General features: G+C 38.6%; 18 protein-coding genes. 5 read left to right on the plus strand and 13 right to left on the minus strand.

Going from position 1 to position 22,274, the window contains the following annotated elements; translation table 11 throughout:
* Nucleotides 1–240: 240 nt before the first annotated feature.
* The 7 genes from ACM46_RS14395 to ACM46_RS14425 all read right to left on the minus strand — a co-directional run bounded on the left by ACM46_RS14395 (nucleotide 241) and on the right by ACM46_RS14425 (nucleotide 9,871).
* The gene (locus tag ACM46_RS14395) at nucleotides 241–1,053 is read right to left on the minus strand and encodes a siderophore-interacting protein (RefSeq protein ID WP_048507374.1); all 813 of its coding nucleotides are present in this window, start codon (nucleotides 1,051–1,053) and stop codon (nucleotides 241–243) included.
* A gap of 104 nt (nucleotides 1,054–1,157) precedes the next feature.
* Nucleotides 1,158–3,371: a TonB-dependent receptor gene (locus ACM46_RS14400; RefSeq protein WP_048507375.1), complete on the minus strand. Its 2,214-nt coding sequence runs from the start codon at nucleotides 3,369–3,371 to the stop codon at nucleotides 1,158–1,160.
* Nucleotides 3,372–3,545: 174 nt separating this feature from the next.
* Nucleotides 3,546–5,138, minus strand: coding sequence for a hypothetical protein (locus ACM46_RS14405; RefSeq protein WP_048507376.1), 1,593 nt, complete (start codon nucleotides 5,136–5,138; stop codon nucleotides 3,546–3,548).
* Between the two features lie 242 nt (nucleotides 5,139–5,380).
* Nucleotides 5,381–6,493, minus strand: coding sequence for an HlyD family secretion protein (locus ACM46_RS14410; protein ID WP_048507377.1), 1,113 nt, complete (start codon nucleotides 6,491–6,493; stop codon nucleotides 5,381–5,383).
* 25 nt (nucleotides 6,494–6,518) lie between these two features.
* Complete coding sequence (locus ACM46_RS14415) at nucleotides 6,519–7,829, minus strand: TolC family protein (protein WP_048507378.1); 1,311 nt, start codon at nucleotides 7,827–7,829, stop codon at nucleotides 6,519–6,521.
* Nucleotides 7,830–7,918: 89 nt separating this feature from the next.
* Nucleotides 7,919–8,764, minus strand: coding sequence for a helix-turn-helix domain-containing protein (locus ACM46_RS14420; protein WP_048507379.1), 846 nt, complete (start codon nucleotides 8,762–8,764; stop codon nucleotides 7,919–7,921).
* Nucleotides 8,765–8,803: 39 nt separating this feature from the next.
* A complete protein-coding gene (locus tag ACM46_RS14425) occupies nucleotides 8,804–9,871 on the minus strand; it encodes a DUF2891 domain-containing protein (RefSeq protein WP_048507380.1) in 1,068 nt (355 codons plus the stop codon).
* Nucleotides 9,872–10,021: 150 nt separating this feature from the next.
* Here ACM46_RS14425 and ACM46_RS14430 point away from each other — a divergent pair, with 150 nt between their 5' ends.
* Nucleotides 10,022–10,915, plus strand: a complete 894-nt coding sequence (locus tag ACM46_RS14430) for a DUF4349 domain-containing protein (protein WP_048507381.1) — start codon at nucleotides 10,022–10,024, stop codon at nucleotides 10,913–10,915.
* 74 nt (nucleotides 10,916–10,989) lie between these two features.
* Here the strand turns inward: ACM46_RS14430 and ACM46_RS14435 are convergent, their stop codons facing one another.
* From ACM46_RS14435 to dnaA, 6 genes are all read right to left on the minus strand, one after another.
* On the minus strand, nucleotides 10,990–11,367 hold the full coding sequence (locus tag ACM46_RS14435; protein WP_048507382.1) for a hypothetical protein: 378 nt from the start codon (nucleotides 11,365–11,367) through the stop codon (nucleotides 10,990–10,992).
* A 192-nt stretch (nucleotides 11,368–11,559) separates the two neighbouring features.
* A complete protein-coding gene (locus tag ACM46_RS22840; RefSeq protein ID WP_173426489.1) occupies nucleotides 11,560–13,359 on the minus strand; it encodes a lytic polysaccharide monooxygenase in 1,800 nt (599 codons plus the stop codon).
* Between the two features lie 657 nt (nucleotides 13,360–14,016).
* Nucleotides 14,017–14,715, minus strand: a complete 699-nt coding sequence (locus tag ACM46_RS14445) for an SAM-dependent methyltransferase (protein WP_048507383.1) — start codon at nucleotides 14,713–14,715, stop codon at nucleotides 14,017–14,019.
* Nucleotide 14,716: 1 nt separating this feature from the next.
* Entirely contained in the window at nucleotides 14,717–15,220 is a 504-nt protein-coding gene (locus tag ACM46_RS14450) for a Cif family virulence factor (RefSeq protein ID WP_048507384.1), read from the minus strand.
* A gap of 1 nt (nucleotide 15,221) precedes the next feature.
* Nucleotides 15,222–15,671, minus strand: coding sequence for a low molecular weight protein-tyrosine-phosphatase (locus ACM46_RS14455; RefSeq protein WP_048507385.1), 450 nt, complete (start codon nucleotides 15,669–15,671; stop codon nucleotides 15,222–15,224).
* 136 nt (nucleotides 15,672–15,807) lie between these two features.
* Nucleotides 15,808–17,262: a chromosomal replication initiator protein DnaA gene (gene dnaA / locus ACM46_RS14460; RefSeq protein WP_048507386.1), complete on the minus strand. Its 1,455-nt coding sequence runs from the start codon at nucleotides 17,260–17,262 to the stop codon at nucleotides 15,808–15,810.
* 136 nt (nucleotides 17,263–17,398) lie between these two features.
* Between dnaA and ACM46_RS14465 the strand changes: the two genes are divergently transcribed.
* The 4 genes from ACM46_RS14465 to ACM46_RS14480 all read left to right on the plus strand — a co-directional run bounded on the left by ACM46_RS14465 (nucleotide 17,399) and on the right by ACM46_RS14480 (nucleotide 22,179).
* On the plus strand, nucleotides 17,399–17,809 hold the full coding sequence (locus ACM46_RS14465) for an acyl-CoA thioesterase (RefSeq protein ID WP_048507387.1): 411 nt from the start codon (nucleotides 17,399–17,401) through the stop codon (nucleotides 17,807–17,809).
* 92 nt (nucleotides 17,810–17,901) lie between these two features.
* Nucleotides 17,902–18,750, plus strand: coding sequence for a prephenate dehydratase (gene pheA / locus ACM46_RS14470; RefSeq protein WP_048507388.1), 849 nt, complete (start codon nucleotides 17,902–17,904; stop codon nucleotides 18,748–18,750).
* A 380-nt stretch (nucleotides 18,751–19,130) separates the two neighbouring features.
* Complete coding sequence (locus ACM46_RS14475; RefSeq protein ID WP_048507389.1) at nucleotides 19,131–19,853, plus strand: hypothetical protein; 723 nt, start codon at nucleotides 19,131–19,133, stop codon at nucleotides 19,851–19,853.
* A gap of 112 nt (nucleotides 19,854–19,965) precedes the next feature.
* On the plus strand, nucleotides 19,966–22,179 hold the full coding sequence (locus tag ACM46_RS14480; RefSeq protein ID WP_048507390.1) for a DUF2339 domain-containing protein: 2,214 nt from the start codon (nucleotides 19,966–19,968) through the stop codon (nucleotides 22,177–22,179).
* Nucleotides 22,180–22,274: the final 95 nt, after the last annotated feature.

A 22,274-nucleotide genomic window follows, 5' to 3' on the forward strand; every position in this document is an offset into this window, starting at 1 on the left:
TTTTTAATTGCTCGTTTTTTAGTTGATCGTTGCTCGTTTGTAGTAATTAAGTTAATGAATTCAGTGTCTGATGTCTGATGTCTGAAATCTCATATCTATTATAAAAAATTCACTATTCACTTGCAAAGCAAAATTCACCATTGACATCTATCCCGTCTACAATCCACATAAAAAACCAAAGTTTAAACTACGGCCTACTCCCTGCAACCTGCTACCTATTATCTGCCACCTAAAACCTACCTACCCCATCGAATCTTTCTCCTTATGTCTATCCTTTTCCGACTCGTTTTCCGCGACCCCGGCTTTCCAGTAAGAATAGGCATTCAGTTCCTGTGAAGTCCAGTTTCTATCTTTTCTCAGGTACGTACGGATTTCTTTAACACTTGAAAACTCCGCTGCAACATAACCGAATTTAGTAGTATCCGGAATATTTATCCTTTTTACGGTATCTGCCATTTCACTGTTGAGATGTGGGGTCGCATTATGGAGCCATTTAAATTCAATATCTGCATTGGTTTTCAGGGGCTGCTCGTCTTCCTTTCCATGAACTTCAATGATGCAGACTCCTTTTGCGGTTTCGGGAAGGGTTTCCAACATGGCTCCCAGAACAGGGATTGCAGTAGCATCTCCTACAAACAGGTACCATTCAGCTTCGGGGTACATTTCTTTCGCCTCGGTCCTCATCATAATTCCCAGTTTTGTTCCGGCTTCTGCATCTCTTGCCCATTTTGAAGCAGGACCGCCGTCTCCGTGATCTACAAAATCAATGATCAGCTCATTTTTCTCAAGATCAATTCCCCGGTGGGTATAGGTTCTTACAGCCGGTGCCACTTCTTTCGGAGGATAAACCCACTGCCGGTTTTCATCCAGAGTCGGAAAATGGATCTCATCTAAACCTGCAGGAGGAACAGCAATTTTATTATTATCGCCAATCGTGGTATTTTTAAACAAGTGGGCTTCAGGAGAATACAGATACACCCTGATGTAATGATCCGTGATATACTCTTTTCTGGTCATTTCCGCTACAATGCGGCCTGTCTGAATTTTAGCCATACTGAAATTTTTAAGTTTGAATCCGGCCTCAGTTGATAATCAGAAGCCGGATCTGTTGTTATATGATGAATTTAAATCAAGGCTAAAGTGCTTTATTTAAATTATTAAAAATCAAATGTATAAGAAAGGTTGAATGTTCTTCCTCTTCCTTTATAATTAAACAATTCAGGAAGTCCGTAAGTAGAATATAAAACCTGGGAACGCTTGCTCCATATGGTCTGATAATCTGTATTGAACAGGTTCTGAATTCCTAAATTGAATTTCCCCCAATTGAAACGGTATCCTACCATCAGGTCTGAAGTGTTGTAGCCATCAATTTCATTTTTCAGATCATCCGTCAGCTTGAAATTCTGCAGGGACTGGAATCTGAATGACCAGCTTTTAACATTATACCCAATATAAGTCACCAATTTTGAAGGAGAGGCATTATAAATTTCCTGTTTCTTCCATTCGCCATTGTTGTCAACTTCTGATTTGATCAAAAGGCCACTGGCCCCGAAATAAACGCCATTGTTCATAGAGTAAGAAACCTCAGCTTCTATCCCCATATTTCTCAGCTTAAGGTCATTCACAAGAATCTGGAATGTCTTCCTGTCAACGGTAACCGTTTTATCCGAATTACTTAAGAAACCTGCGATCTGTCCTCTCAATCCGCCTTTATTGATACGATAACCCACTTCAAACTGGTTGGTTTTGATGGCTTGTAACGGCTGTTCTTTTACATTGATACTTGAAGTGACATCCCAGTTTGCCCCGTTCAGCTTATAAACACCAATTCCGTAATATTTCGAAGGGTCTGCCAGACTTACTCCCTGAGAAAATGTACCCCAGGCCTGATGCTGTTCGTTGAATTTGTACAGTAACCCTGCATTGGCCAGTGTTACATTGTAGGAACTTTCTCCACCCGGAATCGGAGAAGCAGAATTTCCGTACCCCATCGCTACCTGCGTCTGCTGCACCGAACCTACAAAATCATCTACCTTTACATTGATATTCTGATATCGGATTCCTCCGCTTAACTGAAGTTTGGGAAGGATATCATATTTGGCCTGAACATATCCCGCATAACTCTGCGAATGGTTGGTAGGATATCTTCCCAAGCTGTATTGGGTTTCGCTTACCAATCCACCGCTTGACATGGTTTTTGCCACATTATATACCGATTGGGTTCCTTCAAATTTTTCAAGATCAATGTCTACTCCATACGTAACATTCAGGTTTCTCCATGATTTGGATAATAAGGCTTTCAGACCGGAATAATAGGTATCCTGCTGTGAAGAAGACATGTAAGCGATACTTTTTTTGTCCTGTAAAGTAACATTTCCGGGGAAAGGGTAAAATCCTAACTTCTCGCCTCTTGTCGCTAACTGTACATACAGATCCTGACCGCCTAAAATATTGTTACCGTTATAAGCAACCGTTCCCATAAAGCGTTCGGTTCCAATGTTTTTATCGGATGAAAAACCGTCACGCATTTCAAGAAGCCCTGCATTTTTTGTTGTAAAAGCACTTAGATTCTCGCCCAGATAAAGGCTTCTGTCTCCGTTAAATTTAGAATTGTAATACTGAAGGGATGCCGTAATCTTATGCTTATTATTAAACTTATATCCTCCTGTTGCCAGTACATCAATTGACTGGTTGTACTGAAGATCGGTTTGTGTAATATCCGTTAAAACCTGTTTTTCATCGGCTCCGTACACTCCACCATTCTGCTGGTAAGCAATTCCCAGTCTTCCGAAAAACTTCTCTCCTTTTACTGCAATGGCCTGAGCTGCACGGAAATCATGATCATCTTTACCCATAAATCCGGTTCTTACACCCAGTTCTGTTTCACCGCTGATTCCTTTTTTAGGAGGTATTTTAGTGATGATATTAATGATACCGCCGGTTGCATTTCCTCCGTAAACAGAGCTGGCTCCGGAAAGCACTTCGATTCTTTCGATGTTAAATGGATCTATAGCGTCCAGCTGGCGGCTGATGGCACGGATGCTGTTCAATGAAATCCCGTCTATCATTACCAATGCAGAACGTCCTCTCATATTCTGTCCATAATTGGTTCTTCCCTGCGGGCCGATATCCATGCTTGGAATCAGGATAGAGAGCATTTCTTTGATAGGAACTCCGCTCTTTGCCTGTTCCTGAATTTTTTCTTTCTGAACCACCCACACTGTTCCCGGAATATCTGAGATCTTTGTTGGTTTTCTGGATGCAACAATCACTACATCGTCAATACCTTTAGAGGCTATAGAATCATTTGATGTTTGGGAAAATACAATTCCCGATGTCAAAAGACCTATGAATGCATACTGCTTTTTCATTCTTTCTACTCACATTTTTATAATCTGCCAAATTTAATTTTTATTTAGAAGTAATAAAAATAACAAGGTATGAATTTTTTCATTTTTATTAAAAAACATGTTCATTTATCTCTGAAAACGTAAGATCCCGGACTTCGCAAAGCCCAGGATCCTACTCATGAAAACAAGGTATCTTTAAACCGCAGGCCCGGCTGCGTCTTTTATCTCTTCCAACAATTTTTTTCTTTCGCGTAACCTTCTTCTGGCTATCACAGATTTCCCGCTGAGAACTCTGATGAATCTCAGATATCGGAATCTTTCTCTTCCGAAATGATGAGTGATTACATACAGCAATACCCCAAAACCTGCCCAAATAATATACCCAAAAATCTTTTTCCCTGAAATAATGACCGCATTAAGCTGAAGGGTTTTCATATTCGCTGCTAAAGTCTGCGGACTCACTGTCATCCCATCAATATACACCGCAAGATCTCCTATTGCCGTTATCTGAAAACGATACTGGAACCACGAATAGATGGCTGCAAAAAAGCCTACCGAAAGAAATGTTCTCCATACCAGGACCAATCCAATCGCCGCCAGCATATCCTCCATTTCAAGTTTATCCAGCGTGTAGAACCATACGGAAATAAATAATGAACACGTTCCATATCCCTTTAGAAACATTGGCAGATACCAGTTTTCGTAGTTGAATTCTAAAACCATTGAGAAGTACATTACCAATGCATAGCCCATCATGGCGGAAAATCCTGAGAAAATAAACATCTTCAACGGTATTTCTTTTTTGAACCAGAAAACTGCAACGATTCCTGCCAGAACAATCCCGGGAATCATGAGCATATTCAACCCTGCATTAGTCTGCTGATCATAGCCAAGAACTCCTACTGCAAAAGTATTCTGAAGAGTGGTTGTTCCCAGAAACATTCCCAGCCAAGACAACATAAAAAGACCGTGCTGTACATTGTTCCGGGTAAATATTTTAAATGATAAATAGGGTCTTTTTAAAGTAAACTGACGCACTACCAATAAAGCAAAACTCACAAAAGCCGCTATACTCGCATTCATAATATTCTTTGAATTCAACCAGTCCTGCTGCTTTCCGAAAGAAAATACATAAGCAGAAAACATAAATGCAGAAATAAACAGCAGAATACTCATCCAGTCAATATAATGAAGAGGAACTTTTAATGCAAAGTATTTATCGTGCATAAAAATCCAGTGTATCAAAGCGAGTATAAAGCACAATACCCCAATAATCACATAGAAATGCTGCCAGTTATAATGAATAGAAACTACCACAGCATAATAAGCGATTACCTGATTCATCACCAGCACGAAGGTGTAGAACAGTCCGTAAAACATTCCTCTGTTTCCGATCATCATCATCAAAGGAAGAAACAGTTCTATGGTTACCATCATCTTTAAAAATCCCGTACATAATGCTGTAAATATAAACACCATTGGTTGTGTGGCAGTTGCGTTGATGTAACTCAGCAACCCCAAAAGCACAAGAAGCACCGCCATTTTGTCTCTCACCTTGAATCTCAGCTTCATTCTGAGAACAATCGGCATACAGGCTCCCATACCGATAGTGGTGGCGTAATTCGCCCACATAAAATATTCTGTCATGGCTCCGGTACCGCTCACCAGATAGCTGATGTTTCCGGTATACACCCCGCCAATAGGCATCACCACTGCCAATAGCAATACAATAAGCAGCAGCTGTATGGGTTTGGGTACCCAGTCGTTGTATAGTCCTTTGTTGTACATGGATTTAGAGGTTAGATGTTAGAAGTTAGAAGTTAGAAGTTAGGGGTGGAAGTTAGAAGATGGGAGATGGAGGTTTTTCTTTGTCGTTATACTACTAAATTCCAAATAAGTTCTGTTGAAATAAGGTGAAATTATAAGAAAGGTACCGGAAGCTATGATCAGTCTTCATCAACTTCCCTTTTCTGACTTCCGGCTTCCTTTCTAAAAATCTTTCAATCATTTAATTTTTAAATCTTTCAATCCTAATTCACATTCACATTCATATTCATTCCCGCGCTGAGTTTTTCCAGATCTTCTCTTTTATTGGAAGTACTGAACTCTATTCTTACAGGGATTCTCTGCTGTACTTTAATGAAATTTCCCGTAGAATTATCTGTAGGAACACTTGAATATCTGGATCCGGTGGCTGCAGAAACAGCGGTTACGATTCCTTCAAATTTCTTTCCTCCCAGTGCATCGGCAGTCATGGTTATTTTTTCTCCGATCCTGATATGAGGCATCTGGCTTTCCAGGAAATTTGCCGTTACCCATTTCTGGCCGTTCAGTACGATGGTGGCTACCTGCTGTCCGGGCTGGATCAATTGGCCTTCAGAAATTGTTCTGCGTCCCATTATTCCGTCATAAGGTGCTGTAATGACTGTATATGAAAGGTTGATTTTAGCCATATCCAGAGCAGATTTTGTTCTTTTGATCTCTGCATCGTTAATTCCCAGCTTGCTTTTCACTTCAGTAGTGGAAAGATTGGCAGACTGCTTTTGATTAACCAATGTTTCATAAGCCGCTTTCTGGGCATCATATTCCGTTTTGATCTGATCATATTGTTGTCTGGTAACCGCTTCTGCAGAAAGAAGGTTTTTGTATCGGTTTAAATTCTGCTCGGCATTCCATAATCTTGCTTTTGCTCCTGCGATATTGGATTCCATTACACTTACATTGTTTGAAACGGTATTCACAGATGAGCTTGTGGCTGATCTTTGAGCCAGAGCGTTCTGATAAGCAGCTTCTGCCTGACCCAATTGAGTCAATATTTCATTTTTATCCAGAATAACCAGCGTATCTCCTTTTTTAACTTTCTGGTGTTCGATAAATTTAATGTCTTTGATGTAAGCAGAAACCCTGGTATTAATCGGGTTGATAAATTCTTCTACCTGAGCAGCTTCCGTGTAAGTCTTATCTCCTACATGAAAATATTCCCGCACAAGCCAGAAAAGCCCGAATCCTATGATTAAAAACACAACGGTATTTGAAATAATGGCTCTTATCTTATTTTTCCTGTTCTGTTTCTTTTTAACTGCTGCTCCCGACTGTGCCGGAGCAGGCTGTGTATTTTGAGTGGTTTGTTCCTTGTTTTCCATTGTTCCTGATTTTCAGTTTTAAAAATTAAAGGGTCCCTGCAGTTTTCAGCAGGTTATAATATTGATACAGCACATTGATTTCGGCATTGGCAAAATCCAGTTCAGACTGAAGCTTCTGATTCTGTGCATCAATCATTTCAGCCTGTACGGCCAGCTGATTTAAATATTTGGCTTCTGTAATCTTATAGTTTTCCTCTGCCAGTCTTTTTGCATCATCCAGGATATCAGCCTGCTGGATGGATTCCTGATATTTCACATAGGCTGCATTCACTGCCATATCTACATTTTGCAGCGTTAATGTCACTGCATCTCCGGCCTGATCTTTCTGTATTTCACCAAGCTTTACTTTCTCTTTGGTTCTGTATAAATTATCAATATTATAACTCAGTGAGACGCCAGCCTGCCAGCCTCCGGAATACATATCCAGAACAGGATTTCTTGTCGTGATCGGACGTTGCAAAGTATAACCTCCAAATCCGGCCAGCGTTGGCAACCGATCTGTTTTAATAATTTCGATATTTTTATCCGCAACATCCCTGTTTTTCTTAGCGGATTTCAATTGAGGATTGCTTGTATGAGCGAGATCCATATAATACTCCATTCCTAATCCTGATCCCTTATCCGCTACATTTTCTACAGGAACAATCTCCGTATCAGAGGGTAATCCTAAGGCAATATTTAAATTATAATTAAGGATCTTTTTATTATTGGTAAGGGTCAGAATTCCCTGATCCAGGTTCTTGATGGCCAATTCACCCCGTATGACTTCATTTCGGGTCACCATTCCCTGTTGGTAAAATTTCTGGATGTTTTTAAGACGTTCCAGAGCCAGCTTCTTATTGTTCTGAAAAACAGATTCCTGATTGACTGTTTTGTAAACATCCAGATAGTTGGAAATCACGAGAAATTTTACATCCTGTTTATTTTTTTCCAGATCCAGCTCAGAAAGCTGTTCACGCAACCCTGCCATTTCAACAGACTTATTCACCAAACCTCCTTTAAAGATCAGTTGAGTGGCCTGTACGGCATAAGAGCTTCCGTAATGAGGCATCGGAACATTCACGGAATTGGAAAAATCTTTGTCTATGGCTACAGCATCCCCTAAGTAAAATTGGCTTGTAGAAGCTGTAAGTGTCGGAAGTTTCTGAAGTTTTACAATATGGATATTTTGTTTGGCTATATCAATATTCCGTGCAGTTACCTTTAACTGCTGGTGATTTTTAACAGCCATATCGGCCACCTCACCTGCGGTCATCTGTTTGATCTGTTGAGAAAAAAACAACGCAGGAAATAGAGCTGCCATGAGTGACAGTGCTGTTTTTATGTTGTTTGTCATTGTACCTTGTTTTATGAAGGCAAAGTTACAACCACAGCAAAGTCAATCAAATGTTTGAATTTTGGAAAAAGATGTTCAAATGTAAGATTTTAGTTTTCGAACTGATGTCGGTACTGGCTCGGGCTTACTTCAAGATGCTTTTTAAAAAAGTGGGAAAATGAGTACTGATCGCTGAAGCCGAGGATAGAAGATACTTCGGAAACCGATTTATTGGAGGAGTTCAGCAGTACTTTCGCTTCATTCATAACTATTAAAGCAATAATCTGACTGGCTGATTTTCCTGTCACAGATTTCACCACGGAAGAAAGATGTCTGGTTGTAATCAGCTGCCGGCCCGCATAGAACTCAACCGTTCTCTCCGTAAGATGATATCTGGTAAGATCCGTGAGAAATACAAAAACTATTTCTTCCTGTCTGGACATCTGGTTCATAGAACTATTATCTTCTTTGGAAATAATGCCTGCCATCTGATAACAGAAAACGGAAAAGAGATGTTCTACCATTTCTTTTTTATACAACATATCAGTTTCAGAATCAAGAATATACTTCAGAAAATTGACGCTTTTCCAGACAATTTCCATTTCATTTTCGGGAAAAGCAACTCCCTTGTTCATCTGTTGGCGAAAATAACGATAGGTAATCAGTCTGTTGAATTTCAAAGATAATGCTGCGATAAATTCTCTTTTATAGGAGACCATTCTGGACTGAAAATCCTCACTTACAGAAACCATTTCGTACACCGTCTGAGGATCGGTTACCATAAACATATTCGCAGAAAGCTCCAGATCGCTGAAGTGCTGACGGAGCTTTATACTTCCTGACTTAATGAAAACAAAGGCAGGATAGTCCGGACGGAAGGGTTTATCCGCCGAAATTCTTTCGAAAATATTATGCTGGGTAAAAATTTCTACACCAAATTTTTCTAAGGCTGACATCACACAAATGTAGCCAATATATTCTGTGCTTACAATATTTTAGTCCTCCAGAGAATATACCGCAAAGCTGGCCAACCAGTGATCTCCGCCATAATTTCCCTGGAAGAGCAAAGGAAGTCCGTTAGCTAAAAATACATCCGCTGTTTTTTTGAAATTTTTCTTCAGAGGATGTCCGTCAGGCATTGCTTTTGATATTCCCTTCATACACCATGCTTTGGAAAAGGAAAGCCCAACAAGGTGAACGGTTTGATAGTCACTCAGGTCACTTACCACAGGAATTTTTTCAATATTCTCCAAACTTCTCTTTTCATAGAAATTATTCAACCACAGAACAAATTCCTTTTGCGGTAATACTCTTCTCATCAAATCTGCAATTTCAAGACTTGGAGAAAAGAAATCTGAACCGTCCGGTTCAAGATAAGCAGGTGTTTTCTGATCTTTTCCGTAAAAATATTTTGCTTTTTCCTTCAGCTGGTTCTCAAATTCCTTATCATTGTTTGCAATGGCCCAGTCGATGGCAAAAGCCAGTCCGAATGCCGTATTCGGGTGAACTCCTGTCCTATTGGGATAGGTCTGTTTGGGAAGATAAGCTTTCCATGACTGTAAGATCTTATCTGTTAATGGTTTTAAATTTTCATGCCAGATCTTAGCTTTAGGATGAGTCCAGGTGGTCAGTTCTTCATCAAGCTTTAGCAGCCACGCCCAGCCATAGGTTCTTTCAAAAGTGGTAGTCAATTGATACTTTGTGAAATAATCAGCTTCAGTCTGTAGATTTTCTTTACTTAACGAGTTGTCAAGAATTTTTTCAATGTCTTTTGCATTGGCAAGATTCGGTTTTGTCTTCAGCAGTCTTACCAGCATCCAGTGGCCGTGAACGGAGCTATGCCAGTCGAAACAGCCATAAAAACTGGGATGCAGATCTTTTGGAGTTAAAGGAACTTCCCCCGCATTATTGATGATATGTGCCGTTTTGTTAGGATATTCCTGATTGATACAATGAAGTGGTTTTTCTAATAATTTAGACGCCATTTCGTCGGTAAGTTTCGGAGCTTCCTGGGCATACATCAAAAATGGAGCAAACGCGAATGCTAAAAGACTTTTTTTCATTCATTAAAAATAGAAAATTATTTACATTTCAAATAGATTTAAAAGCGTATTAAAATAACCAAATCTCAAATATTTTAGATAAAACACAACAATTCATCACAAAACAGATATTTAAGCATAATATTTGATAAGATTCAATAAAAAATATTCATGAGAAACTTATTTTTACCTTTATGCATAGTTCTCCTTCTAAACAGCTGTGAGAAATCTGAAATGAAGCTTGATATTCCTTCTACCGTAGTATCTCCTGAAAAAGTGGCTTCTGCTGAATATGTCGTAGAAGAAACACCGCCACCCCAAGAAGTCTCTAAAGAACCTCTTTCTGATGAAAATAAACCTGCCCAGGTTTCTGTGTCTCCCAAAAAAATAGATACTATCGCTAAAAAGGTGATTAAAAACGGTACCATGAAAATTCAGGTGGGCGATATTAAAAAGGCCCAGAATCAGGTAGCAGGTATACTGAAGAAAAATAATGCTTATATCCAGAACGAACAGTTCCAGAATACGGATATGGATGACAATCTCGATCTGGTGATCCGTGTCCCGCATAAAAATTTTGATGCATTGATCAATTCATTTTCCGATGGTGTAGGATCTGTTCTCTCTAAAAATATTTCATCAGATGACGTCACTGAGGAATACACTGATGTCTCTATTAAGCTGGCCAATAAGAAGATTTATCTCGAAAAATACCGGGACATGCTCAGAAATGCTTCTACCACAAAAGATATGATTGAAATTCAGGAAACCATCCGTGAACTGGAAGATGAAATTGATGTAGCGGAAGGAAGACTCCGCTTCATTGACGATCGCGTGAATTACAGCACGCTGAATCTTGGTTTATACAAAGAAAAAGTAAGAAGTTCAGCCACCTCAAAAATTGGTTTCGGAAGCCGTTTTGCCGACTCTGTAACGGAAGGATGGAACAGTTTTGTGACTTTCCTGCTGGGAATTATTTCATTCTGGCCATTCTTATTACTGATTCCGCTGATTATTTTGATGTGGCGTAAATTGAAAGCATGTAAAAAGAAGCCGCAACAATAGGTTTCATAATACCCACTTCATAAAAAATCCGGACACTTTTGATGTCCGGATTCTTTATTGCATTATCTGGTAATTTAAGCATTAAAATGTTCTTTAACCGTTTCAAGCACCTGTTCATCTGACATTTTCTGTGCTGTATCCAATGTGATCGCAAGGTTTTTAAACTGGGCGGTATCATGAAGGTATTTTTTAAGTTCCTCCTGAATGGTTCCCGGGCCTGTAATATAAACCTCCTGAGAATTGGTCAGAAGATGTTCCACTTCTTTAAAAAATTTGACTTTATTAGTACGCTCCGCATTATGGGCTGCGTTTTCACTTGAGTTTCCATGTTGAATTTCTGCTTTTACAGGACTGCAAAGAAAAAATTTGAACGCGTTTTGTGCATCATGATTTTTTACTACAACAGCCTTTTCGGAATCAATCCAGATTCCTGCTAATTTCTTGTCTGACATAATTTATTTTTTGGTGTTATACTCCATATAAAACAAGAATGATGCAAAGGGATTGTTAAGGCCTGTTAAATGTTTTTATAGTGAAATTCTAGTTAGATTAATGGTCGATAGTTCCAATAGAATTTTTTTATACAGAAAAGCCACCTTCTGTGTAAAGGTGGCTTTCTTTTGATTATTTACATTATTTTAATTCTACTTTCTGACCGTTTTCATTACACTGCTTCCATCCTTATAAAGAATCTTCACAAAATAAATTCCGGCCGGAAGGCGGCTGATATTGATGCTGTTCTTCGAAGGCTTAACAGAAGAAAGTACCTGAAATCCGTGGGTATTGAATACATTTACTTCACTTATTTTCCCGTAATAACTTTCCGGAGCAAAATTGATCAGGTTATCAGAAACTATTACTGAAAGACCTTCTTCCATGCTGTTACGTCCTGCTCCCACACAATCCTGGCTTTCATTACAATCACTTACTACTTTCCAGACTGCATTGCTTCCCGGTGCTTCTCCCGGATTTGCATACCATTTATTTTCCCAGATCTTGCATGCATGGAATACTTTTGTTCCGGCAGCCGGATAAACCTTTGCAGGGTTGTACGGCTGTGATCCGCAGTAAGTAACGGGACCGCTGGAAGTACATCCGGGACCTTCAGTACAAACACTTACTTCTTCCCAAACCATATTGATCCCCGGAATTTCACTAGGATTTGCGTACCATTTATTTTTCCAGATTTTGCAGCCGTGGAATACGGTTGTCTGAGCTGTAGGATAAGCCTTAGCGGGATTATACTGCTGTGCTCCGCAATATAATTGATCGTTACCTCCCGGAATTTGTTTGGTTCTGATTTTTAATTCATTGCTGGCATCAGAAAGTTGATCATTCTGGGCCACAGCTTTTACAGTATAGCGGTATTCGGTATCCTGAGACAAGCCTGTACGCATGAAACTGGTCTGTACCGTTTCACCGACTTTAATTCCATTTTCAAATATCTGATAGTTTTTAATGCCCTGTGAGTGGCTAGAAGCCATCCACATCAGCGAAACAGAGTTTTCCGTCACTCCCATCGAATGTAGGCCGGATGGTGCTATTGGTAATTCGGGAAGATTATCATTATTTGTTTTTACCGTAAGCGGTGCGCTTTTTTGTGATGTCAATCCAGAGCTGCCTTTCGCCTGTACTTCGTAAGTGTAATTGGTATTCGCAGTCAGGCCGTTATCTTGAAATTCAGGGGTCGTCACATTCTGAACAGCCTGCCCGTTACGGAATACCGTGTATGAAACAGCATCTGCTTGTGGTGTCCAGCCTATTTTAGCTGAGAAATTGGTAACTCCTAATTTTGTCAGTCCTGTTGGAGTTGCTGGTGCAGTGATAGGTCCTCCTGTCTGTACATTCACATCAATAACGTTATAAAATGCATTAACCGTATCTGCGATATCCCAAACTGCAAGGATAATATGATATCCGGAACGGTTATTCGGAACGGTAATCTGATGGGGCACATTATCCTGTGGCGGCGTACCATTATGCACAATCTCTCCTATCAGTTCAAGATCCTGACGTTTAAGCGGTTGGTTCGGATCCCAACCTGGTTTCGTCATATAATAATGCCATTTCGCGGTTGCATGATACGCAGAATATTTCCAGATAAAAGTATTCACTCCGGCTGTGATATTTGTCTTTTTCCATCGATCGGCAGTCTGAAGATCCAGAACTGTATTGCCTCCTATGCTTCCATTGGCAGAAGCAATTCTCCCGTCTGCAGGCCCGAATGCGGGAAATCCTTTTTTGGCTTCCAGAGATCCGGGTTCGTTGATGACACTGCCATAAAGATTTAATGCCGCGGTATAACCTAATGTTGCTTTATCCAGGCTTCCCTGATATCCGCGTGAGGCGGGACTTAACACGTATCCGTGGGCAAAAAGATGGGTTGAGGAAAATAACAGCATACACAAGAATAATGCTGAGAAAAGAATTCTACATTTAATCATATTAATTATTTTAAGGTGTTTCTTGTAAGACCGATTGATGCTCATAAGATCATCCAGGATTTCATCATCTATTACAATATTTCAGAAGCCTGTTCTATCCTTCTATGGCATCATATCAACGATTAAATTTAATGAAATAAATTAAATTTAGCATTATTCAACATAAAATTAATATAAATAAATATAACACATCAAAATATTAAACAATAACCATATTTAAGCAATAATAAATTCTTTATTTAAAAATATTTCCAACATAATTTTCAAAAATTTAAATTTTGTAAATCATACACTTTGTATTCATTTTTGCCCTCCAATCCTCATAAAAAGCTAAAAGGTCAAGAAAATTATTCATGACCATGACTTTTGAAATCTAAGCTTTTTAAAACTTCTTTGTTGAAAAAGCGCAAAGGCACAAGAAAATCAAAGATTTTCAGCTAAGCATTCACGATGAAAAACCCAGCATTCAATTTTATCGGAAATAAAATCTTTGCGTCTTAAAAACGTATTTTTTATATCATTTGCCCCTTTGCGTTTTTCCAACTATAAAAAACACCATAAAAGTTCAAACAACTTCCCTGTAAAACATTGACACAAAACAACGAAAGAGCAAATAAGTTACCTGCTCTTTCATTTTATTGTATTGATAAACCACTACTATTTTCCTAATACGAATACAGCAGGGATTTTATGAAGTTCTGGTTTTGATTTTTTCCAGTCATTAATGGTTTTGGTCTGGATAAATTCATGCTCCGGATCATTGATATTAGCCGCAATACAGAGCTTGGTATTTGGGGATAAAAATTTAGTCAAATCTTCAAAAAGTGCATTATTTCTGTAAGGTGTTTCCATAAAAATCTGGGAATAGCCTGTCTGCTGCACAAGACTTTCCAACCGCTGAATCTGCTTTTTCTTTTCGCCTTTATCAATCGGAAGATATCCGTGGAATGTAAATTCCTGCCCATTGAATCCACTGGAAATCAAGGCAAGGATGATAGAAGAAGGCCCTGATATAGGAATCACTCTGATGTTTTTTTCATGGCACCATTTCACAATAAGGTTTCCGGGATCCGCTATACATGGAAGTCCCGCTTCAGAAAGCAATCCGAAATCCTGCCCCTGCAACATCAGGTTCTGAGCTTCTTTGATATCTGCATTTTCCGTGTATTTGTCCAGTAAAAACAGTTTCAGATCTGACTGTTTTTTTTCAGGTGCAAAGAATTTCACAACCTTTCTGGCCGTTTTTTCATTTTCCACAAAGAAGTAATCCGTCTGCATAATATAGTCTTTCAGAACGGGTGAAAAATGGGTAATAGAAGTATTTTCAGATAAATAAGCTGGGAGTAAAAAAAGCATTTTATTGTTTTTTAGTTCTTTCTTTGAGTGAAGGTTGAGGGAAATATCGGGTAAGATCCATAGAAAAGGTAACTGAAGTGATTTTCCATATTCCGTGGATTTTCATCAGGGTCCAGATTTCCTTTCCCCAATTTTCCATTTTCCCGTCATACCAGAAGCTGTAATCAAAATTAGCAGAAGCTACGGCTCCATCTTCAATGATTTTAATATTATCAAACTTTTCTTCCGATTTATCGTCTTTAAAGCCTCTGATAAAGGCTTTATAATCATCTGCAAAATAATATTCTGCTTTTGGATTTTTTTCCAGACGTTTAGCCTGGGTTTTATCGTTGTAAATTCCGGTCCAGAGCACAGGCTCCTGAAATAAAGAGGTAAATTTAGCTTCATCTCTGGTTTTGATACACTGCATAAAATCGTCCATGACTTTACGGATAGCCGTTTCATCCTTAGTCTGGGCAAACGAAAATTGAAAGCTTAGTAAAAGCAGGAAAAAGATGGTTTTCATATCAGGATAGAATTTTGTTCTTAATCACCTCGCAGCCTTTATCCAAAAGCTGGAAAACTTTTTCAAAATCTTTCATATCTCCCCAGTAAGGATCAGGGACTTCAGCATTTTCAGGCCCTCCGGCCGCTTCCAAAAACAACGACACTTTACGTTTCTGTTCTTCATTACGGGCCTTAGAAATCACATCTCTGTATACATCCACATCCATGCAGTAGATTTTATCAAACGTATCAAAATCCGCCTTGTTAATGGGCCTGGATTTTTGTTGTGAAATATCAATTCCGTGGTTTTCAGCGGTCTTTATGGATCTTTTATCGGGATGCTTTCCTTCATGCATGGAGATGGTTCCCGCAGAGTCCACCAAAAAGTCCGCAGGAAGCTTAGCCTTCATAATTCCTTCTGCCAGAGGGCTTCTGCAAATATTCCCGAGACAAACCATCAGTATTTTCATATGATTCTTTAAATTGAAAGATTAAATAATTGAATGATCCTAAAGATTTTAAGACCCTTTCATTAGGCACAAAACTAAATAAAAAATGAAGAATACAACTATTCTCCATTTCAATTTATTTAAATTAAATTATTTTCTATTTTTTGATTCTTTCAGCAAGATCTTTAACGTACTTCTTTACTTCTTTATCGATTTTAGAAACATCTTTAATAGTGTCACAAGCGTACATTACCGTTGAATGGTCTTTTCCGCCCATTTCTTCACCAATTTTTGTAAAGGTAGCATTCGTTAATTCTTTTGAGAAATACATCGCCAACTGTCTTGGAAGGGCAATTTCTCTTTTTCTTGTTTTGGAAAGAAGCTGTTCTTTTTTGATTCCGAAATAATCGCACACCACTTCCTGGATGTAAGGAATGTTGATAACTTTCTTCTGGTTGGCAGCAATCTTATTGATGGTATCTTTCAACAATTCAAGGCTCAGATCTGTTCTGTATACCGTAGAATAAGCAATTACTGAATTGATTACCCCGATAAGCTCTCTTACATTCGTTTTAGCTTCTGCGGCAAGGAAATCAAGCATATCGCCCGGAAGAACAATTCCGTCTCTGCTCAGTTTATCTACAATGATCTGTCTTCTTGTGGAAAGATCCGGAGATTTAATTTCGGCAGAAAGTCCCCATTTGAAACGGGAAACAATTCTTTCCTGAATATCCATAATATCAGCAGGCGCCTTATCCGATGTAAGGATGATCTGCTTTCCATTCTGATGCAGGTGATCAAAGATATGGAAGAAGCTGTCCTGTGTGGCAGACTTACCTGACAGGAACTGGATATCATCAATGATCAAAACATCAACCATTTGATAGAAGTTGGCAAATTCAGTCTGTTTATGGGCTTTCGCAGCAGAAATAAACTGCTGGATGAATTTCTCAGAAGACAGATAAAGAACTACTTTATCCGGAAACTGGTTTTTTACCTCCAAACCTACAGCCTGTCCAAGGTGGGTTTTTCCAACTCCATAGCCTCCGTGAAGGAATAATGGATTGAAAGCCGTTGCTCCCGGTCTTTTGGCAATAGATCTGGCTACTGTAGCTGCAAATTTATTACTTTCCCCTTCTATATAATTATCAAAAGAATAATCAGACTTCAGGTTGGAATCTATATTTACTTTTCTGATTCCCGGAACCACAAAAGGATTTACAATATTAGCAGAGAATCCCTGCGGCATTGTTTCCTGCATTTTTGGGGTAGGAACGCTTTTTCCCTTCATACTCATCGTCACTGGCTTTTCCTCTCCGGTAGGCCTGTTCTCCATGACAGAGTACCACAATTTCACTCCTTTTCCAAGATTTTTCTTCAGGGCAGCAGAAAGCAGGGATAGGTAATTATCCTCAATATATTCCTTGTAAAAATCGCTCGGCACTATAAGCGTAAGGTTATTGGCAACCAACGAAAGTGGCTGTACCTTATCGAATAGCATGTCGAAGGATTTCTCAAGCTTCTTTAGATCAGAATTATCTTCAGCTGCGTTCAAATTATCCCGCATGAACTGAAGGCACTTCTGCCATATCATCATTAAATTTTCATCCATATTTATGCCCCGATTAATTCTTTGTTAGTACTTTTTTTAGAAGGAAGACAAAGGTCCAATTTTTTCTTTTTAAAAAAAAATATTGCAGGTATTGATTATTTAAAAATATATTTGTATGCATAAATAGCGACTAAAAATGATACACACAACACGCTCAATACGAGTACGTTACGGAGAAACAGACCCTATGAAATATGTGTACTACGGCAACTATGCCCAGTACTTCGAAATTGGCAGAGTAGAACTCTTCCGAAGCATAGGAATCTCATACGATGAAATTGAAAACCAAGGAATTTGGCTGCCGGTTTCAGACTACAAAATTAAGTATATCCGTCCGGCATTGTATGATCAAAATTTAGAAATCCACACTTATGTAAAAAAAATACCCAGTGTAAGAATTGAATTTGAATATGAAATTTTCAACGAAGAAAAGGTAAAAATCACCGAAGCTTCCACTACTCTGTTTTTTCTGGACGCCAAAACAAATAAAGTGATGAGATGCCCGGAGTTCCTGATGAAACTTATTGAAGAGAACTGGAAGAGTTAAAAGAACCTGACAAGCGTCTCCGTTTCTAAACTAATTTGCATCTTTGCACTTCCAATTTAATTTTTTATTACCCACACGCATATACAATACCTATGAAGATCGCATTTCTGGGCCCCCATGCAAGCTTTACACAACTTGCGGCCACACAGCTTTTCCCTAATGAAGAACTCATGCCACAGGCTAATATTTTAGACTGTTTTAATGCCGTAGAAAAAGGAGAAGCCGACAAAGCAGTCGTTCCTCTGGAAAATTCTATTGAAGGAACGGTTTCCATGACGCTGGACTATTTGTATAAAACACCATCCATCAAAATAGAAGCTGAAGGCGTTATGCCTATTGCCCACCATCTGATGATTCATCCGGAAAACAGCGTGGAGGATCTTGAAAAGATTTACTCACACCCACAAGCCCTGGCTCAGAGCTTTCATTTTCTGGATACCCAATACAAAGAGATTACAAGACAGGACTTTTCTTCTACTGCAGCAGCCGCAAAATACGTTTCTGAAAACAAAGATCAGAAGATTGCCGCTGTGGCCAATCAGTTTGCTGCGAATCTGTACGGACTGAAAATCGTACACAGGAATATTCAGGATTTTGAACAAAACCATACCCGTTTTATTGTGATTTCAAAACAGCAGACTCCTTACCACAACGAAAATCTTGAAGTTTTGGGTGAAAAGTCCGGAATGCTGGTCAATCTTCCTGAGGACCATCCCGGCGGGCTTCACCAGGTACTTTCCGTTTTTGCATGGAGAAAGATGAACCTCAGCAAAATTGAATCCCGAACTCTGAAAACAGGGCTTGGCAACTATTTCTTCTTCATCAACGTAGTAGGAAAATGGGAAGATGTTTTACACGGAAATGCTCTTTTGGAGCTTCAGTCAATCCAGGCCGAAGTAGATTTTTTAGGAAATTATAAAGAATTTTTACTAGAAAGTTAAAAAAAATATTCACTTTATTTACATAACACTGTCCCCAAAAGGCAGTGTTTTTTTATGGATTATACTTACGGTAAAAGCGTTCAAAATATAGGTTTCTGACATAATTACCACAACATATGTCACAAAACAGGACAATATCTCTTCATTCAAAATACTAAATAATTCCTTTTAATGTGATATATAAAAATAATTTAGTTACATTTACGCCAGATAACATTTCTAAAATAAAGACCAATAAAGGAATTACGAAACAATATTCGATTAAAAATAAACATATGTTTAAATTATTCATACAATTAACAATATATATTTAAATAAATCACAAACAGGGCATGATTTTTGCATTGTTTATAGACAAAAACTAACTAAAAAACTTACTCATGAAAACCAAAATCTACAGCTTACTTTTAGCTTTATCCGTCGTTCCCCTATTTTCCCAAGTTGGAATAAACACTTCTACCCCAACCGCAGCACTGGATGTGAACGGAACATTGAAAATTCGTGATACCCCGATGACAACTGCACTGCCCGGGTATGAAATCATGGCACTAAACCAAGGCACATTTCAGGTTGCCAAAGTAGATCCACAAGTCATCATAGATGCTGCTACACTAGCTTCCGGTACCAATACTTCCGTATACTCCGCAAAGAAGACCACTGGTATCACCTTGCTGAGTTTAGGTCTTTTTCCTACGGGATTCAGGGCTGTTAACTTTTTAGCTGCTGAAAGATTAGTAGGGAGCGCTGCTTTATTCTCTGATACCGACAACACGTATACGATCCCTTCAGATGGTACCTATAATGTGGGATTTACTTTCCGTTACGGTTCAGGACTTCAGGCTGCCATTCTTACCAACACTCCCGGAATTGGAATTTTTAGAAACAGAGCCGGAGTGGGAACTCTTATCGACAGCCGTTCATTCAGCGGTCTTACCGTTCCTCTTGTTTTAAGTTTAACCATTTCTGAAAGTACACTTAATTCTCTTTACAATTTTCAGGCGGGAGATAAGATTTCTTTCGGACTTACAGGATCTTCTGCGCTGGACGTAGGTTTATTGGGAGCCAGTGTGGGATCTTTCTACATTTATAAAGTATCAAATTAATCAATAACATTATTTAATCACTCTGCACGGTTAATCCATCACATTCCCTGTGGTGGATTAATTTTTTACCCCGTTACGAACATTTATTCTATATTTGATAAAAAACCGGAGAATGAGTGAAGTTTTATTAGTCATATTCATTACAGTTATTATTTTTTTAATCTTCAATAATCTTAACGGTAAGATCCGAAGATTGGAGAAAGAAATTTCTGATTTACATTCTAAGATCAACAATCCTCAGCAAAATACCGTATCCCAGCAGCAAAACACAATTGCGGAAGAAACCGGAATCTCTGCACAAAATCCCAGCATACCAATCCATGAGGAAATCAGGACGGAAGAAATTCCCACACCCCCTCAGAAGGACTGGCTGGGCCCTGTTTTTGACTTCTTAAAACAGAATATCCTGACCATCATCGGTATTTTCACCCTGGTTCTCGGAATCGGTTATTTTGTAAAATATGCCATAGACAAAAACTGGATAGGAGAAACTGCGAGAGCCGGAATTGGTCTGGCGGCAGGAGCCGGGATCATGCTGACAGGTCATTTTCTTCGTAAAAACTATGCTGTTTTCTCCTCTATTATTACGGGGGGCGGAATTGCTGTTTTATATTTTACCACTACGATTGCGTTCCGGGAATATCATCTGTTTACTCAGAATACGGCTTTTATTATTACCATTCTGATCACTTTCGCTTCTATTGTTCTTGCGTATTATTATAAAAGTGAAGTCTTGATTATTTTTGCGCTGCTGGGTGGTTTTTCGGCACCGCTTATGGTCAGTACAGGACAGAGTAATTATCTTTTTCTTTTTATTTATCTCACCCTTCTGAATATCGGTATGCTTGCAGCCTCCATTCTTAAACACTGGAAAAGTGTGGGATGGACTGCTTATTTTTTTACAAGTCTCTATCTTTTCAGCTGGACTTCTGAAAAGGCTGAGTTGCTTTGTATTGCGTTTTACATCATCAGCTATATTATTTTTTACATTTTTGCCCTTCAGGATTATATCAAAAAGAATGTTCTTTCCTCCTGGGATACTTTAATGTTGGTCCTCATTAATTTTTCCAGCATTATTGGTGTGGTGTATATATTTAATACTTTAAAATATGAGCCGGTTATCATCTTCCCTCTTCTTTTTGCGGTACCGAATGGCTTACTTGCTGTTAAAGAATATGGTAAGAGAAGTTTCGGGTTCAGCTATTCTATCTTCATAGCACTTACCATCAGCCTTATTACATTGGCAACAGCTTTTCAGTTTAAGGCTCATCTTATCACAAGTGTATGGGCTATCGAAGCTTCACTCCTATTATATATATGGAAGAAAAGCGGACACAAAATTTTCAAGACCTGCTTTTATATTCTGTTTCCTTTGGTCATCATTTCCCAAATTATGACCTGGACTGAATATTTCAAAGAAAGACAAATGGCCGTTGTATTTAATCCTGTATTTTTAACCAGTCTTGTGACTATCGCTACTACTATTGTGAATCTTTTTCTTCTGAAAAAGATCAACGAAACCCGAAAAGAGAAGGATACTTTCTTTGAAAATGTCTTTGCAATAGTAAGCTATGGTGTTATTTATATTGCCCTGCTTCTGGAAATCGTTTATCATATTTCAGATATGCCGTGGGCAGCTATGTTGAGTATAGGTCTTTTATTTAGTATCTATTATATTTTTGTGCTCATGCTGCTAAGGAAGAAACTGGATATTGACAGTAGTGTTCAAACGGGACTTATTTATCTGTTTCTACTGCTGATTGTGTTTAATTCATCTTTTTCATCTTCAGAAGTTGTTAACGCCGTTTTACAGAAAAAGCTTTCCTTCAGTTTTTACTGGGTGCATCTTCTTCAGTGGATTCCCTTTATTTATATTCTCCGAAATACAGCCTTTATACCTGATTTTTACAAAACAGAACTGTCTTACTGGATTATTTCAACTACCCTTGTCGTAGCTGTCAGCTGCGGATTTTACCATACGTATACAATAGCTTCCGTGGAGGACATTTCAAATATCAACAGGACAAAGGAACATTTTAATATTCTTTATCTTCCTATTATATGGGCTATTCTGGCAAGTCTCTTTATTTATATCAGCTTAAAAAAGAATATTCCGGAATACAGCAGAATTGGTTTTGCACTCCTGGGAATTATGGTTCTCAAACTCTACTGCTATGATGTATGGCAGATGGATAATATTTCAAGGATCACAGCATTTATAATATTGGGAGTCATTTTACTGCTGAGCTCATTTACTTTCCAGAGGCTGAAGAATATCATTAAGAATATGGTAGACAAGAAGGAGGAAGAAGGAGGAAGAAAATGAAAGTAAAACCTGATAATAATTTTCATCATCAATAGCGTAGCTGCAGCACAAAAACTAGTGTAAAAAAGATGATTATATATCGTTTTTTAAAATTA

The sequence above is a fragment of the Chryseobacterium angstadtii genome, assembly GCF_001045465.1.
GTDB lineage: Bacteria > Bacteroidota > Bacteroidia > Flavobacteriales > Weeksellaceae > Chryseobacterium > Chryseobacterium angstadtii.